This window comes from Acidisoma sp. S159 (assembly GCF_009766125.1).
Classification (GTDB): domain Bacteria; phylum Pseudomonadota; class Alphaproteobacteria; order Acetobacterales; family Acetobacteraceae; genus Acidisoma.
Map to the genome: position 1 here is coordinate 364233 of NZ_LMUG01000045.1, position 15512 is coordinate 379744.

The following is a 15512-nucleotide window of genomic DNA, read 5'->3' on the forward strand; positions in this document are numbered from 1 at the left end:
AACTCAGCCCCTATGAGCGACACGGAAAAACACGACGTTTCTGAAGAGGGCGCGAGCCCCGGCGAGAGCGTGGAGGCGGAGCAGGCCGACCTCACACCGGAGGAGCGCCTGGCGGCGTTAGAGGCCGAGCGCGAGGATATGCGCGGCCGCTGGCTGCGGGCCGAGGCCGAGATGGCGAACCTGCGCAACCGGACCAAGCGCGAGGTTGATGAGGCGCGGCAATACGCGGTGCAGAAATTCGCCCGCGATGTCGTCGAGGTTGCCGAAAACCTCAAGCGCGGGTTGGACAGCCTGCCGCCGCCTACCCCCGATGAGCCTGAGGTGGTTGCTCGGCTGCGAGAGGGTTTCGAGGGGATCGCGCGGAGTTTTGTCGCGAGCCTTGAGCGCAATGGCGTGAAGGCCGAGGATCCGACCGGCCGTCTTTTCGATGCCAATCTGCATCAAGCCATGGCAGAACAGGAAAGCGGCGAGCATCCTTCCGGTACGGTATTGCAAGCCTGGACGCAGGGCTGGACGCTCAATGGGCGCTTGCTGCGGCCGGCGATGGTCGTCGTCACCAAGGCCCCGACGGGGGACGCGCCGCCGATTGCACATCCCGGCACACGTAGCCAGGTTTGACGAAACGTGCCCGAATGGCTGCGATAAGATGGGCGCGATACTGCCCAAAATTTAGGCAGTCTACTTGCCCTATCTTGGGGCCTAGCCTATGTCTTGAAACAGTTTTCCAAGGGAAGCGCCCGGTGCTTCGGGTCGGCCGCTTCCGCTGCAAAGGGGATATTGAATGAGCAAGGTCATCGGGATCGACCTCGGCACCACAAATTCTTGCGTTGCGATCATGGAGGGCAAGGATGTCCGCGTGCTCGACAATGCCGAGGGCGCCCGCACGACGCCCAGTATAGTCGCGATCACAGAGAGCGGTGAGCGGCTGGTTGGTCAGTCGGCGAAGCGCCAGGCGGTCACCAACCCGACCAATACGATCTATGCGGTGAAGCGCCTGATCGGCCGCCGCTACGAGGATCCGCTGGTTGAGAAGGACAAGAAGCTTGTCCCCTACGCGATCGTCAAGGGCGACAATGGCGATGCCTGGGTCGAGGCCCGCAGCGAGAAATACGCGCCGAGCCAGGTGAGTGCCTTCATCCTCACCAAGATGAAGGAGACCGCCGAGGCCTATCTCGGCGAGACCGTATCGCAGGCCGTCATCACGGTTCCAGCCTACTTCAACGACGCGCAGCGCCAGGCCACCAAGGATGCCGGCCGCATTGCCGGTCTCGAAGTGCTGCGCATCATCAACGAGCCGACGGCGGCGGCGCTCGCCTATGGTCTCGACAAAAAGACCTCGGGCACGATCGCGGTCTACGACCTTGGCGGCGGCACCTTCGACGTGTCGGTGCTGGAGATCGGCGACGGCGTCTTCGAGGTGAAGAGCACGAACGGCGACACCTTCCTCGGCGGTGAGGACTTCGACATTCGCGTGATCGACTACTTCGCGGAAGAGTTCCGCCGCGAGAACGGCATCGACCTGCGCAAGGATAAGCTTGCCCTGCAGCGGCTGAAGGAAGCCGCCGAGAAGGCAAAGATCGAGCTGTCCTCCGCCAAGGAGACCGAGATCAACCTGCCCTTCATCACGGCCGACGCCTCCGGGCCGAAGCATCTCGTGATGAAGCTGACGCGCGCCAAGCTTGAGAGCCTGGTCATCGACCTAATCGACCGCACGCTGGAGCCTTGCCGCGCGGCATTGAAGGACGCCGGCGTCACGGCGGGCGAAGTCGACGAGGTGATCCTGGTCGGCGGTATGACCCGCATGCCGCGCGTCATCGAGGCGGTGAAGCAGTTCTTCGGTAAGGAGCCGGCCCGCAACGTCAATCCCGACGAGGTCGTGGCGATCGGCGCCGCGGTTCAGGGCGCCGTGCTGAAGGGCGACGTCAAGGACGTGCTGCTGCTGGACGTGACGCCTCTGTCGCTGGGTATCGAGACGCTGGGCGGCGTGTTCACGCGCCTGATCGATCGCAATACGACGATCCCGACCAAGAAGAGCCAGGTCTTCTCGACCGCCGACGACAACCAGACCGCTGTGACCATCAAGGTTCAGCAGGGCGAGCGCGAGATGGCGGCGGATAACAAGCTGCTCGGCCAGTTCGACCTGGTCGGCTTGCCGCCGGCGCCGCGTGGTGTGCCGCAGGTCGAGGTCACTTTCGACATCGACGCCAACGGCATCGTCTCGGTCTCGGCCAAGGACAAGGCGACGGGCAAGGAGCAGCAGATTCGCATCCAGGCCTCCGGCGGTCTGTCTGACGCCGATATCCAGAAGATGGTTCAGGAAGCAGAGGCGAATTCCACGGCGGATAAGGAGCGCCGCGAGTTCGTGGAGCTCAAGAACCAGGCGGACGCGCTGATCCACCAGACCGAGAAGACGCTGGCCGATGGCGGCGACAAGGTCTCCGCGCAGGACAAGGGCGAGGCGGAAGCCGCGGTATCGGCCGCGCGGACGGCCATGGAGGGCACTGACGCCGCGGTCCTGAAGTCGGCCACCGAGCGGTTGAGCCAAGTGGCGATGCGGGTCGGTGAGGCGATGTATAAGGCACAGGCGGATGCGGCTGGCGCGGCTGCCCCGGGCGCGGGCGGTCCGGGCTCGGGCGGTCCGGGCGCGGCGCCCGGCGGCGGCGGGGCCGGTTCTGACCATGTCGTCGATGCCGAGTTCGAGGAAGTGGACGATCGAAAGAAGTCCGCCTAATCAGGACCGACCGCCGGACTTAAACTGACCGGGCCTTAAGAACGGGCTGATATCATCCGAAGGCGCTGCGCTTCGAAAGAAGGCGGCGCCTTCGGAATTTCAGCGCCACAGGAAGGGCTGAAGACACTTCATGGCCAAGAGCGACTACTACTCATCCCTTGGTGTGGCGCGCGATGCCAGCGCCGACGAACTCAAGAAGGCCTATCGCAAGCAGGCGATGCAGTTTCATCCGGACCGCAATCCGGGGGACAAGGCAGCCGAGGCGCGATTCAAGGAAGTCAGTGAGGCCTACGAGGTCCTCAAGGACGACCAGAAGCGCGCGGCTTATGACCGCTTCGGCCATGCGGCCTTCGAGGGTGGCGCCGGTGCGGGCGGCTTCGACTTCTCGCAAGCCGGTGGGTTGGGCGACATCTTCGACCAGATGTTCGGCGATTTCATGGGGCGGCGCGGCGGTGGCGGCGGCGGCCGGGGTGCGCGCACCGGCAGCGACATCCGGGCCAATGCCGAGATCGACCTGACCCAGGCTTATTTCGGCGTGAAGACCGAGCTGCGCTTCGCGACCCGCGTCAATTGCGATGCCTGTGATGGTTCCGGCGCCGAGGGCAAGGACAGCAAGAGCGAGACCTGCCCGACCTGCGGCGGCATGGGCAAGGTTCGCGCGCAGCAAGGTTTCTTCCTGGTCGAGCGCAGCTGCCCAACCTGCGGCGGCGCCGGCCGGGTGATCCGCAATCCATGCCGCGTCTGCCATGGCGCGGGCACCGTGGCGCGTGAGCGGGTGTTGCAGGTCGCGATTCCCTCGGGTGTCGAGGACGGCACGCGGATCAGACTCTCAGGCGAGGGCGAGGCCGCGGGTGCCGGTGGTGTGCCGGGCGATCTCTATGTGCATGTCGCGATACAGCCGCATCCGATTTTCCAGCGCGAGGGCGCCAATATCTTCTGCCGCGTGCCGCTGCGCATCGGTCAGGCGGCGCTTGGCGGTGACGTCGAGGTGCCGGTGATCGATGGCAGCCGGGCCAAGGTGAAGATCCCCGCAGGGACGCAGAGCGGCGAGCAGTTCCGGCTGCGGTCCAAGGGATTCTCGGTGCTCCGCAGCGCGGCGCGCGGCGACATGTACATCCAGGTCGCGGTGGAGACGCCGCAGCATCTCACCCGCCGTCAGCGCGAGCTGCTGGAGGAATTCGACGAGGAAGCCCAGGGCCACCACAAGGGCAGCCCGGATTCCGAGGGATTCTTCGCGCGGGTGCGCGAGTTCTTTGACGGGAAGGCTTGAGGTGGGACGGTAGGCCGTTTGGGCGGCCATTGTTCATGGATTAGATGCTCGCCAATCCGGGTTAAGGCGTGGCCTCGGTTAACCGCATCGATTAGGATGGCCCAGTGCTAGACTGGAGGAGCGTCCCTCGCTGCAGTGGAGTGAAACCGTCACTTAGTGGGAGGCCGCGCACAATGTCTCTGGTGGCCCACAGGTGGTTTGTAGACCTTCCCTCGTTGTCCCTTCGCCTTCATGTCGGGATCCAGTAGGAAAGCGTACTCCCATCGGTTAAGATTCCCGGGCAGCCGAACAGCGTCAAACCCAAGTGGCAACAGAGTGGCGTTGATCGTACGGTTCATCGTCTGCGACAAATTATAGCGCGAACCGGGCTCCATGCCCATATTCTTCGCAATTTCCCCAGCGCTGCGATAGACGTTCGGGTTCGCCATTAGATATGCGTACACACTATTTGGATCGTCCAGGTTCGCGATGGTCCTTCCTTTTATGACAGAGGGGTTCCTTTTTGGTTCAATGGCATAACGAGAGTTCTCGTAGAATTCCTGAGGGGTCTGTGGATTTGCGTGCGGAGGCCCTGGGATGGGTGCATCGGGAGTTAGATTGAGCGTGCCGCCAGGGTATTCGGCCGAATTGGTCGGCGGTGTTTCGGTAGCCGTCGCGGGCAGATACAGAGGCAGCGTATATGCCGGAGGCGGGGGTGGAAAACCGCCGAGCTGCTGCCAGCCCGCAGTGGGCACCTCGGAGCCGGGTAGGAATGGCGTCTTGGCGTTGAAGACTTCACCATACGAGGTGTATGGATTTGCATTAAAAAGCACGGGCTGCGGGAAAGGCGGAGGCAGCGGAGAATCTGCGCCAAGCCACAAAGTATTACCTGCTGACACAGGTGTAGTAGTGGGTGAAGGAAAATTTGAGCCGATGTTAGCAAAATTGAAGCTTGGGGGCGTTACTTGCGTCGGCGCTTGGAACATTGGGTTCAGAAAGGTTCGCCTTTTTTTTACCGGAAGTTGCGATTCATCCGCTTCTGCCAGGCTGAAGGTCCTAGTCGCAGGCGGCGCCAGTACAAAGCTGGCTCCGCCTGACGATGGCTGTTGAGTGTCCGAGCCGGTGCCGTTAGGCAACACTCGGTTTATGCCATCAGCTCCGCTCATCAAGTCCTCCAGGTTGTAGTGAGCATTGGGAATCGATCGAATTTGCTCACCGCGGGCTTAATCGCTCAGTGCCCTGGCGCTACGACGGAGCTTGATTCGCATCCGGCATGTTTGATCGGCGGAAAAGCCTAAGCACTCCGCACGGGGCATAAGGGGAAGACTGTTAGGCTCGTCTCGCCCAGCCCTCTATTCTCTCCGTGAGACGCCGATGGGCAGCATCCGGCGCAGGATCCAATCCCGCGCTGGATGCCTGCCGTCAAGCCGCCTCGTAACCCACGACGCCCTTGATCTCGAGGAAGTCGTCGAGGCCCCATTCAGACCATTCGCGGCCATTGCCTGACTGCTTGTAGCCGCCGAAGGGTGCCGCGATGTCGGAGGGCGGGGCGTTGATGTAGATGGTGCCGGCGCGCATGCGGGCGGCGACGCGGCGGGCGTGTTCGAGGTCCTCGGATTGGATATAGGCGGCGAGGCCATAGACCGTGTCATTGGCCTTGGTGATCGCCTCCTCCTCGCTCTCATAGGGCATGATCGAGATGACGGGGCCGAAGATCTCCTCGCGCGCGATCCGCATGTCGTGGCTGACATTGGCGAAGACGGTGGGGCGCACGTAGTAGCCGCGCGTCAGACCGTCCGGACGGCCAGGGCCGCCGGCGACGAGATCCGCGCCTTCGTCGATGCCGGACTGGATGAGCGCCTGGATCTTGTCGAACTGAACCTGGCTCACCACCGGGCCGAGATTCGAATTGGCGCTGCGGGGATCACCAACGACGAAGTTCTTCGCGGCGTCGCGCGCGAGATCGACCACCTCGGCATGGCGCGCGCGGGGCACGAACATGCGCGTGGGGGCGTTGCAGCTCTGGCCGCTATTGCTGAAGCAATTGGCGATGCCCTCGGGCACGCGCTTCGCGAAATCGGCGTCGTCCAGCAGGATATTCGCGGATTTGCCGCCGAGTTCCTGATGCACGCGCTTGACCGTATCGGCGGCGGCCTTGGCGACCAGGATACCGGCGCGGGTCGAGCCGGTGAAGGACATCATGTCGATGCCCGGATGTGAGGAAATAGCGGCGCCCACCACGCCACCCTCGCCATTGACCATGTTGAAGACACCGGCGGGCACCCCGGCGGCCTGCATGACCTCGGCGAAAATGACGCCGGTCACGGGCGCGATCTCGCTGGGCTTGAGAACCATAGTGCAGCCGGAGGCGAGCGCCGGGCCGACCTTGCAGGTGATCTGGTTGAGCGGCCAGTTCCAAGGCGTGATCATGCCGACGACGCCGATCGGTTCCTTCACGATCCGCGTGCTGCCGCGCATTTCCTCGAAACGATACTCCTTGAGGACGCGCAGAATCTCGCGGAGATGGGCCTGGCCGATCCAGGCCTGGGCGCTGCGGGCCCATTCGAGCGGCGCGCCCATCTCACGCGACACCGCATCGACGATATCCTCGTAGCGCTTGTCGTATTCGGCGTTGACGGCCTCCAGCAGCTCGATGCGCTCTTTCACGGTCGCGCGGGAGAAGCTGTCGAAGGCGCGGCGGGCGGCTTTTACCGCGAGGTCGACATCGGCGCCGCTGCCGACGGAGATTTCGGTGAAGGCGTCCTCGGTCGAGGGGTCGATGACCTCAACTCTCTTCGGTGTGATGGGATCGACCCAGGCGCCATCGATGTAGAATTTCAAATTGTTCGTCATCGCCTATTCCCTCCGGCCATGCGCTGGGCGGTTCGTCTGCCGCCACGCTTTGATCCGCAACTATCCTCCGGCTAGGGCATGCCCGCAACAGGCGAGGCGATCACCGCTTGAGGGGCAGCCGGTCCATTGCCGCCTCGGTGGAGGCGAAATCGACGATGCCCGCATCCGAGCCGAGGCCGCCCGCGACGAGCGCTCCGCAGGTGCCTCCGAACCGAGCCGCGCGTTCGATATCCCAGCCGCGATGCAGCGCCGCGATGAGGCCGCCGGTGAAGGCATCGCCGCAGCCCGTCGTATCGACGACCTGGATGTCATGGGCGGACAGGCGGAAGGTGGTGTCGGGCGTGGAGACGAAACAGCCCTCGCCGCCCATGGTCAGCAGGCAGGTGTGGACGCCGAGATCGTGGAAGTAGCGCGCCGCATCCTCGGGGTCCTCGCGGCCGCAGAGGGCGGTGGCCTCCTCGATGCTGGGGGCGAAGTAATCGACGTATTGCATCGCTGGCGCGATCTTCTCCATCAGTGGCGCGGTCGCGAAAATGAGGTCGAAGGTGGTGATGCGGCCAGCGGCTTTGGCGGCGGCCAGCATGGCGCGTGTGGGCTCGCCATCCATGGTCGTGAGCAGGCCATTGCCGCCCATATGGACGAATTTGGCGTCGAGCACGGTGGGGTAATCCGCCGGGGTGATGTTGAGCACTTCCGACGCACCGCGCACATGCAGGCAAGGGCGCTCGCCATTTGGCCGCACGGCGAGGATGGAGGCGGCGGTATGCACGCCGGGATGACGCTGCATGGCGCTGATGTCGATGCCGAAGCCTTCCAGCGTCGAGAGGACGAAGCGGCCTTTCTCATCCTCTCCTACGGCACCGACCGCGAGCGCCTTCATGCCGAGCTTCGCGCAGTCGATGATGGTGCCGCCGGCGGTGCCCGCCACCGTCAGGCGGATTTCCTCGATGAAGTCGGCATTGCCGCCCGAGGGAATGCCGCGCACCGGCCGGCCCAACACGTCGATGCAGTAGAGTCCGACGACGCTGATGTCATGCTTGGGAGCGGGCGAGGCTGCGGACATTGTGGCGCTCATCTCTCGTGTTTGGGTCTATGCCGGGCGCTTAGAGCGGGGTGTTTTCGGTTCGAATCGAGCCCATTCCACTACGTCATGCTCGGCGAAGGCCGAGCATTCACGCCTTGCTTCCTCCAAGAAGAAGGCGTGGATGGCACGCCTTCGCGTGCCATGACGAAGCTCTGGGGCGCGGCTCAATTCTTTTCGTCGCGGTTCAGCCGAAGACATCACGCTCAGGTGATCGTGTAGCCGCCATCGATCACCATGTTCTCGCCGTTGATCATGCCGGCGGCGCCGCTCACCAGATACAGCACCGCATGGGCGATTTCCTCCGGCTCGCCGAAACGCTGCACCGGGATTTTGGCGCGGAACGCATCGCCGCGTTCGCCGGTCCAGACCAGGCGGCCCATGTCGGTGTTGATGACGGTGGGGGAGATGGTGTTGCAGGTGATGCCGAAAGGTCCCCATTCCAGCGCGAGAACCTTGGTCATGCCGATGACGCCAGCCTTGCTGGCGGCATAGGCGACGTGGTCGTAGAGCGCGACCAGCGCCGCCTGGCTGGCGAGGCTGACGATGCGGCCGTATTTGCGCTCGATCATGTGCTTGCCGACCGCCTGCGAGAACAGGAAGGTGGGACGCAGGTTGATGCTCATGGTGGTGTCCCAGAGCTCGGTCGTGGTCTCCAGCGCCGGGGCGGTGAGGCCGACGCCAACATTGTTGAGCAGGATGTCGATGCGGCCGGTGCGCTGGATGATGCTCTCGACGCCGGCACGGACCTTTGACTCATCCCGCACATCGATCGCGAGGCCGAAGCTGTCATTGCCGAGCGCCGAGGCGATCGAGCCCACGTCGGGATTCTGGTCGACGATGACGACGCGCGCGCCTTGCTCGGCGAGCAGGCTGGCAATCGCGTGACCGATGCCGCGCGCGCCGCCGGTGACGAGGGCGACCTGGCCCGTAAGGTCATAGGCTTTTTGCAGGCTGGTGCTCATGGCGAGGATTCCTCGATCGTGACGATTATTTGCCGCCGGCGAAGGCGTGCAGGCCGCTCAGCAAGGCGCGGTGGAAGATGATCGCGATCAGCACGGTCGGCAATGACAGCAGCAGCCCGGCCGCCGCCATGTGTCCATATTCCGGGTTCATGCCATTGGCGAGGAAGCCCGCGACCTGCACCGGGAAGGTGATGTTGCTGGAGGTGATGACGAAGGCGATGAAGAACTCGTTCCACGTCAGGATCGTCACCAGCAGACCGGCGGCGGCGATCGAGGCGCGGGTCATCGGCAGGATGATATGCCAGAAGGCGCCCCAGCGCGTGCAGCCGTCGATACGCGCGGCTTCCTCCGCATCCTCCGGCAGGCCGCGCAGATAGGCGAGCATGATCCAGCTCGTCAGCGGCAGGTTGATGGCGATGTAGAGCAGCATGAGCCCGAGCTCGTTGTTGAGCAGATGGACCCGCAGGAAGATGAAGTAGAAGGGCATGATGAGGGCGGCCGGCGGCATCATGCGCGTCGAGATGATCCAGCTTTCGAGCTGACGGTTGAAGCGCGTGCGGAAGCGCGACAGGGCATAGGCCATCAGCGGCCCAAAGATGACGGAGAACAGCACCGAGACGGCGACCACGCGGATGCTGCGATAGATCGCGGCGTGATCCAGGTTGTTCAGAACCCAGTCGATATTCTCCATGGTCGGCGGGCTGGGAAACCACACCGGCATCTCGGACTGGATCTGGACCTTGAACTTGAAGGTGGTGTTGACCAGCCAATAGAGCGGCAGCATCCAGACGCCGAGAAACAGCGCGAGCGCGATGCGGCCGATAATCGTCGTGAGCGTGCCGCGCCGGAAGCGCGGACGGCGCGCGGCGGTGGGCATACCGAGCGGAAGCGCCGCGCTCATTGATACACCTGCACGTCCCACTTCGCGACCTTGAGCCAGACCGCGGTGCTGATAAGGCCTAGGATCAGGGTGATGACACCGGCGGCGGCCGCGACCGAGACCTGGCTGCTCTCCGAAATGCCGATCTTGTAGATGTAGAGCGAAAGATCGACCGTTGCATTGCCCGGGCCGCCGTTGGTCAGCAATTCGGTGGCCGCGAAGACCTGGCTGCACAGGATGAACTCGAAGATCGCGGCCACGGCGAGCAGCGGGCGCAGCAGCGGCAGATGGATGTGCCACAGCGCGCGCCAGAAACTCGCGCCGTCGATCATGGCGGCTTCGATGGGCTCGATCGGCAGGCTTTTGATGCCGCCCAGCAGCAGGATCACGGCGAGCGGCGACCATTGCCAGGTTTGCACGAAGATGATGGTCAGCAGCGCGCCGAGCGAGGTGCCGGTGGGGGCGATGAGCGCGCCGGTCAGGAAGGCGACGATCTGCGGCACCGGACCATACAGCGGATCGAGCATGAGGCTGAAAACCAGCGCCATGGCGACCGGGGACACGGCGAGCGGGATCAGCACGAGGACCGTCACCAGCCCATCCAGGCGGCCCGCGAAAAGGTGGATGAGATAGGCGATGACCAGGCCGATGACGATGGCGGCGGCGGTCGAGCCGAAGGAGACGATGAGAGTGATGAGCAGCGCATGCTGGCCGACGGGGCTGCCCAGGACCTGAGCGTAATTCGCCAGGCCGACGAAATGGACCTTGTTGTTGGGCAACGAGATGTCGACGTTGATGAAGGATAGATAGAGGGCATAGAGGAAGGGCGGCAGCGACAGCACGGCAAGCAGGAGAAACCCCGGCAAAGGCACGAGCCACGGGCTGCGCAGCCACGAACGGCGCCGTGGTGCCAAGCGCGGCGAGCTTCCGATGGCGATGCCTCCTGTTGCCGTCATCCGCATTCCTTCTAGATCAAGGCCTGGCCGATGACCGGCCGAGCCTTTTCAGCATGCGATCAGTTGCTGGGAAACAGCTCCTCGTATTGGCGCGGCGTATTGAGCACGCCTTCCGTCTTGAAGCGGTCGGAGACTTCGGCGGCGGCGGCGTCGAGAGCATCCTTCGCCGTGGTGCTGCCGGTGAAGACGCTTTCGATATGGGCGCCGATGATGTCACCCATTTCGCGCCATTGCGGGATCATCGGACGGTAATTCGTCTTGGTGATCTTCTGCCCTTCCGACACCGCTTCGATATAGGCGGGATCGAGCTTGCTTTTCAGCAGCGCGGATTGGTTGACCGATTTGCGGTCCTCGTTGCCGATGCCTTGCGCCGTGCGGGCGAATTCCATCTGCTGCGAGGTCGCCCATTGCAGGAAGTCGCTGGTGGCGGTGAAAGCCTTGCTGGACGGATCGACGCTGGCGGCGACCGCGAGGCCGATCGCGTAATTGGCCGGGTAGGCGCCCTTCGGACCGGCGGGCACAACGGCATAGCCGACATTGCCGACGACGTTGGACTGCTTCGGATCGTTGAAGGTCGGGTAGAAGGCTGTGCTTTCCACCGTCATCGCCACGCGGCCGGCGGCGAAGGAGGAGGACACTTGCGGCCAGCCCCAGGTGCCGGAGCCCGGCGGGCCGGCATCATGGATGATCTTGGCGTAATGTTCGGTGCCTTCGATCGCTTCCGGGCTATTGAAGACCGGCTGCATCTGCGGGCCGAGGAAGTCGCCGCCATAGCTGCGCAGCCACTCGGTCCAGGTATAGACATTCATGCCCTCGCCACGCAGGCCGCGCAGCGCGATGCCATAGGTGCGGGGCGCGTTCTTGAGTTTCACGGCTGCATCTTCGAGTTCCGCGATCGTCTTGGGCACCGCGATGTTTTTCGCGGCAAGGAGATCCTTGCGGTAGTACAGGATCGTGACCTCGGAATAGATTGGCAGGCCGCTCAATTTGCCCTGCCAGGAATAGGCGGATTTCAGGCTGTCGAAGAGGTCGTCGATCTTATAGGCAGGCTTAATGACGCTATCGAGCGGCTGCACCCATTTGTTCGACGCGAAAAGCGGAATGTAGTTGTCGTCGAGGCAATAGAGCTGGAAGCCACCGGCCTTGTTCGCGGCATCCGCGACGATGTGGCTGCGCAGATCGTTCTCGGGGTAGTCGGTGAAGTTGATCTTGGCGCCGGTATATTGCTCGAACAGCGCCTTGTGGCTCTCGATGAAGTCCATGGCCGGCAGATGGCGGCAGGCGACATTGATGGTGACGCCCGAGAAGGCGTTGGCCTGGGCGAAGTCGGGCAGCGAGGACTTCACCGCGGCCTCATAATCCTGGGCATACGCGGCGGCCGGGAGCAGCATCAGCGAGAAGGCGAAGGCGGGAAGGCTAGTGTATTTCATGGAAGTCTCCCCTGGATTGTTGTTGCTTTTGGTTGGAACGAACTCAGCGCAGCATGGCGGCGACATTGCCGCCATCGACGGTGATGATATTGCCGGTGGTTTTAGCGAGCAGCGCGGAAGCGACGAAGGCTTGCGCCACATCCTCGGCGGTGACTTCAGTACGCAGCAGATTGCCGGCCATGTAATCCTCGGGCGTGAGGCCGCGGGCGGCGGAGCGTTCGGCGATCATCTGTGGCGAGAGCAGGCCGGAACGGATGCGATCCGCATTCACCGCATTCACGCGAATGCCCTCGGCGCCATGCTCCAGGGCGTATTGCCGCACAAGGGCAAGAAGCGCCGCTTTGGAGGTGCCGTAGGCGCCGAAATTCGCGCCGGGATTGACCGCCTGTTTCGAGACGTTGAAGAGCAGGACGCCGCCCATGCCTTGCTGACGGAATACGCGGACGGCTTCTCGGGCGATGTTTTGATGGCCGAAGAAGTTCAGCTCGAAGCTTTCGCGCAGAACGGCGTCATCCATATCCGCCATCGATCCGGCATGGGCGGCGCCGGCATTCGAGACGACGATGTCGATGCCACCGAAAGTCGCCGCGATTTCGGCGATCGCGTTTTTCACCGAGGCCGGGTCTGTTACATCGCAACCGATCGCCAAAGCGCGGCCGCCGATCGCGTCGCGCGTGGTTTTCGCGCGCGCGGCGTCCAGGTCGAGGATGGCGAGTTCGGCGCCTTCCGCCGCGAAAGCGCGCGCCGTCGCGGCACCGATCGCACCGCCACCGCCGGTGACGAGAACGACATGACGCGCGAGGCGTTTCTCGCTGCCCTTGCCGAGCTTGGCCTGTTCGAGCGACCAGTATTCCATCTCGAAATGGTCGGCGGCGGTGATCGATTCGAAAGTGCCGACGGTCTCCGCGTCCAGCACCGCGTCGATCCAGGCTTCCGCGACATCGGCGGAGATGACGGCCTCAGCGGCGCTTTTCCCGACGCCGATGATGCCGAAGCCCGGAACCACGAAAACGCGCGGTAGGGGATCGAGCGGCTTCTTGATGCCGCCGACGCGCGCATTGTGTTCGGCGAAGTAGCGTTGATACGCGTCGGTGAATTCGTGCAGCGCGACGGTTGCGGCTTCGCGCCACTGATCGTCATTGGGAATCGGCGCGGGCAGGAAGGCCGGCGCGGATTTGATGCGGATGACCTGTTCGGGCGTCGCGACGCCGCGCGTGCCGTAATCGCGCAATCCCTGGCCGTTGACGAAACGCAAAATGCGATCGCTGGATCGGCGAGATAACAGCCAGCGCGTCGGCGCGACACCGCGAGCGGATTCCGCGATGACGCCGCGCAAGACAGGGAGAATTGCCTCGGAACCGGCGACTTCGGCGGGCAGGTTCACCGGATGGAAGCCGGCATTGTCCTGGCCCTGCTCGGCGACATAACGCTCCATCAGCGTGACCATTTCGATCATCAGCTCATAGGCGCCGCGCGCGGTTTCCGCGAAGGTGAAGATGCCGTGCTTGGCGAGCAGCAGACCCTCGACCCTGGGGTCGCGCTCATAGACCTCGGCGGCGAGTTTCGCGAGCTGGAAACCCGGCATGATGTAGGGCACGAAACCACAGCGGCCGCCGAAAATCTTTTGGCAAACGGCCTCCGCGTCAGGCAAAGCGGCTATGGCGGTCGAGGTGATCGAATGCGTGTGGTCGATGAACTTATGCGGCAGGTAGGCGTGGAGAAGCGTCTCGACCGAGGGGTTGGGCGCATTGGTGTCGAGCAGATTCTGACGCTGGGCATTCACCATGTCCTCATCGGACAAAGCGGAAAGGGTGCGCAGTTTCGCGAGCGGTTGCATGCGAACGGCGGGATGGCCGTCCGGCTCGATCACCGCGAGGTCGCGCCCGCTGCCTTTGACACAGAGCACATCGACGGGCTCGCCGAACAAATTCGGCACGCTCGTCTTCACCGAGGTATTGCCGCCACCATGCATGACGAGGCGGGGCACACCACCGAGCAGGCGCGAGCTATAGGTGCGAAGGGCGAGATCCTCATTGACACCAAGCGCCGCATAGCGCTCGACGCAAAGCCGCGCATCATCTTCGGACCAGAGACTGTCCATTTTCCCCCGCGCGGCCGATGTGCAGGAACCTTTTGGGCCTGCCGTTGAAACTACCTGTAGATCGCGGCGAAAACAGATGTCAAATGCTAATGGCAAACGTCCGGGGAGCTTGCGGATGGCGGGTCGAGGGGTAGTCGCCGAAGCGCGGGTCGAAGCGGTTCCGCGAATGCGACGGGATGCGCTGGCCCCTCCAACCGAGTTTGGCGGCGATCCGGTGATCTGGGCGGCCTGGCTTTACTATGAAGAGGGGATGACGCAGGAAGAGATCGCGCGGCAGCTCGGAGTGTCGCGTGGCAGCGTCGTAAACCTGCTGCAGGAGTCACGAGATTCCGGAATCGTCACGATCTCTGTTGCGGCGCACCATTTGCGCTCGGTCAGTTTGGCGCGACAGATTTCCGAGCGTTTTGGGTTGCCCGAATGTCTCGTCATTCCCGATGATGGCGGCCGCACGCCGGAGCACGAGCGCGTTGGACGGGCAGCCGCGCGGCTGCTGGTGGAACGTTTGCAGCCGGATGACGTGCTGGGCGTTTCATGGGGCCGCACGGTTTTGGCTCTGTCACAGGCGGTGCCGGCGCGGGCGCTGCCCTCGGTTTCGGTCGTGCAGATCACCGGCAGCGCGATCGGCACCTATGGTTTTTCCGCCGAGCTTTGCGCCTCCAACATCGCCAATCGCATTGGTGCGCGGTGCGTCTATCTGCATGCGCCTGGGATCGTCTCGCATCGTGACGTGAAGCGCATGCTGATGCGGGAGCCCGCATTGATCGAGCAGTTCCGCATTCTGCGCAGCTGCAACAAGATCATCTTCGGCGTGGGCAGTGTGGCCGCCTCCAGCACCGCCTTCGACACGGGTTTTCTGACGGCGGCGGAGGGGGCGCCCTATCTGGCACAAGGCGCGGTCGCGGTGCTCGCGGGGCGTTTTCTCGATGCGGAGGGTCGGCCGCTTGCAGGGGAGCTGGATGGCCGGATGATCGGCATGACGGTGCCCGAGATCGCGCGGATCCCGGAGAAGATCTGCATCGCGGGCGGCCCGGATAAAGCGGCGCCGATTCGTGCGCTGTTGGTTGGGGGTTACGTCACGACGCTGGTGACTGACGAAACGACGGCGCGGTTGGTGCTTGCTTTGCCAGCAACGGAGACGCGCCGTTCCGGCAAGCGGCGGGCGGTGGTGTTGGGGTGAATGTGGACTGGAGCGTGGTGTCTCTAGTCGGAACCGTTCTCACTTCACAACGTCATGCTCGGCGAAGGCCGAGCATCCACGCCTTTGCT

12 protein-coding genes are annotated in these 15512 nt (G+C 63.7%); 4 read left to right on the plus strand and 8 right to left on the minus strand.

The window, feature by feature from the left end; translation table 11 throughout:
• Positions 1-12: 12 nt before the first annotated feature.
• The 3 genes from GSQ92_RS14940 (at position 13) to dnaJ (ending at position 4001) form a co-directional block, all read left to right on the plus strand.
• A complete protein-coding gene (locus GSQ92_RS14940; RefSeq protein ID WP_158806378.1) occupies positions 13-618 on the plus strand; it encodes a nucleotide exchange factor GrpE in 606 nt (201 codons plus the stop codon).
• Positions 619-781: 163 nt separating this feature from the next.
• Positions 782-2731 (plus strand): molecular chaperone DnaK, encoded by a 1950-nt coding sequence (gene dnaK, locus GSQ92_RS14945; protein ID WP_158806380.1) that lies wholly within the window; start codon positions 782-784, stop codon positions 2729-2731.
• Positions 2732-2861: 130 nt separating this feature from the next.
• Positions 2862-4001: a molecular chaperone DnaJ gene (gene dnaJ, locus GSQ92_RS14950; RefSeq protein ID WP_158806382.1), complete on the plus strand. Its 1140-nt coding sequence runs from the start codon at positions 2862-2864 to the stop codon at positions 3999-4001.
• Positions 4002-4150: 149 nt separating this feature from the next.
• On the opposite strand, the gene GSQ92_RS14955 is transcribed toward dnaJ, so the two are convergent.
• From GSQ92_RS14955 to GSQ92_RS14990, 8 genes are all read right to left on the minus strand, one after another.
• Positions 4151-5146, minus strand: a complete 996-nt coding sequence (locus GSQ92_RS14955; protein WP_158806384.1) for a hypothetical protein — start codon at positions 5144-5146, stop codon at positions 4151-4153.
• Between the two features lie 256 nt (positions 5147-5402).
• A complete protein-coding gene (locus GSQ92_RS14960) occupies positions 5403-6833 on the minus strand; it encodes an aldehyde dehydrogenase family protein (RefSeq protein ID WP_158806386.1) in 1431 nt (476 codons plus the stop codon).
• Positions 6834-6933: 100 nt separating this feature from the next.
• The gene (locus GSQ92_RS14965; protein WP_158806388.1) at positions 6934-7896 is read right to left on the minus strand and encodes a carbohydrate kinase family protein; all 963 of its coding nucleotides are present in this window, start codon (positions 7894-7896) and stop codon (positions 6934-6936) included.
• 224 nt (positions 7897-8120) lie between these two features.
• Positions 8121-8879 (minus strand): GolD/DthD family dehydrogenase, encoded by a 759-nt coding sequence (locus GSQ92_RS14970; protein WP_158806390.1) that lies wholly within the window; start codon positions 8877-8879, stop codon positions 8121-8123.
• A 25-nt stretch (positions 8880-8904) separates the two neighbouring features.
• Positions 8905-9780 carry a carbohydrate ABC transporter permease gene (locus GSQ92_RS14975; RefSeq protein WP_158806392.1) on the minus strand — a complete coding sequence of 292 codons (876 nt, stop codon included), beginning with the start codon at positions 9778-9780 and terminating at the stop codon, positions 8905-8907.
• Positions 9777-10715, minus strand: coding sequence for a carbohydrate ABC transporter permease (locus tag GSQ92_RS14980; protein ID WP_158806394.1), 939 nt, complete (start codon positions 10713-10715; stop codon positions 9777-9779). Before GSQ92_RS14980 ends, GSQ92_RS14975 begins: the two co-directional genes overlap by 4 nt.
• Positions 10716-10774: 59 nt before the next feature.
• Positions 10775-12145, minus strand: a complete 1371-nt coding sequence (locus GSQ92_RS14985) for an ABC transporter substrate-binding protein (RefSeq protein WP_158806396.1) — start codon at positions 12143-12145, stop codon at positions 10775-10777.
• A gap of 43 nt (positions 12146-12188) precedes the next feature.
• Complete coding sequence (locus GSQ92_RS14990; protein ID WP_158806398.1) at positions 12189-14246, minus strand: bifunctional aldolase/short-chain dehydrogenase; 2058 nt, start codon at positions 14244-14246, stop codon at positions 12189-12191.
• A gap of 115 nt (positions 14247-14361) precedes the next feature.
• Here GSQ92_RS14990 and GSQ92_RS14995 point away from each other — a divergent pair, with 115 nt between their 5' ends.
• On the plus strand, positions 14362-15423 hold the full coding sequence (locus GSQ92_RS14995) for a sugar-binding transcriptional regulator (RefSeq protein ID WP_216850617.1): 1062 nt from the start codon (positions 14362-14364) through the stop codon (positions 15421-15423).
• Positions 15424-15512: the final 89 nt, after the last annotated feature.

What these genes read in the sequence shown, in the direction of transcription:
- GSQ92_RS14940 (WP_158806378.1), top strand. Translation starts at nt 13, where the DNA reads ATGAGCGACACGGAAAAACACGACGTTTCTGAAGAGGGCGCGAGCCCC.
- dnaK (WP_158806380.1), top strand. Translation starts at nt 782, where the DNA reads ATGAGCAAGGTCATCGGGATCGACCTCGGCACCACAAATTCTTGCGTT.
- dnaJ (WP_158806382.1), top strand. Translation starts at nt 2,862, where the DNA reads ATGGCCAAGAGCGACTACTACTCATCCCTTGGTGTGGCGCGCGATGCC.
- GSQ92_RS14955 (WP_158806384.1), bottom strand. Translation starts at nt 5,146, where the DNA reads ATGAGCGGAGCTGATGGCATAAACCGAGTGTTGCCTAACGGCACCGGC.
- GSQ92_RS14960 (WP_158806386.1), bottom strand. Translation starts at nt 6,833, where the DNA reads ATGACGAACAATTTGAAATTCTACATCGATGGCGCCTGGGTCGATCCC.
- GSQ92_RS14965 (WP_158806388.1), bottom strand. Translation starts at nt 7,896, where the DNA reads ATGTCCGCAGCCTCGCCCGCTCCCAAGCATGACATCAGCGTCGTCGGA.
- GSQ92_RS14970 (WP_158806390.1), bottom strand. Translation starts at nt 8,879, where the DNA reads ATGAGCACCAGCCTGCAAAAAGCCTATGACCTTACGGGCCAGGTCGCC.
- GSQ92_RS14975 (WP_158806392.1), bottom strand. Translation starts at nt 9,780, where the DNA reads ATGAGCGCGGCGCTTCCGCTCGGTATGCCCACCGCCGCGCGCCGTCCG.
- GSQ92_RS14980 (WP_158806394.1), bottom strand. Translation starts at nt 10,715, where the DNA reads ATGACGGCAACAGGAGGCATCGCCATCGGAAGCTCGCCGCGCTTGGCA.
- GSQ92_RS14985 (WP_158806396.1), bottom strand. Translation starts at nt 12,145, where the DNA reads ATGAAATACACTAGCCTTCCCGCCTTCGCCTTCTCGCTGATGCTGCTC.
- GSQ92_RS14990 (WP_158806398.1), bottom strand. Translation starts at nt 14,246, where the DNA reads ATGGACAGTCTCTGGTCCGAAGATGATGCGCGGCTTTGCGTCGAGCGC.
- GSQ92_RS14995 (WP_216850617.1), top strand. Translation starts at nt 14,362, where the DNA reads ATGGCGGGTCGAGGGGTAGTCGCCGAAGCGCGGGTCGAAGCGGTTCCG.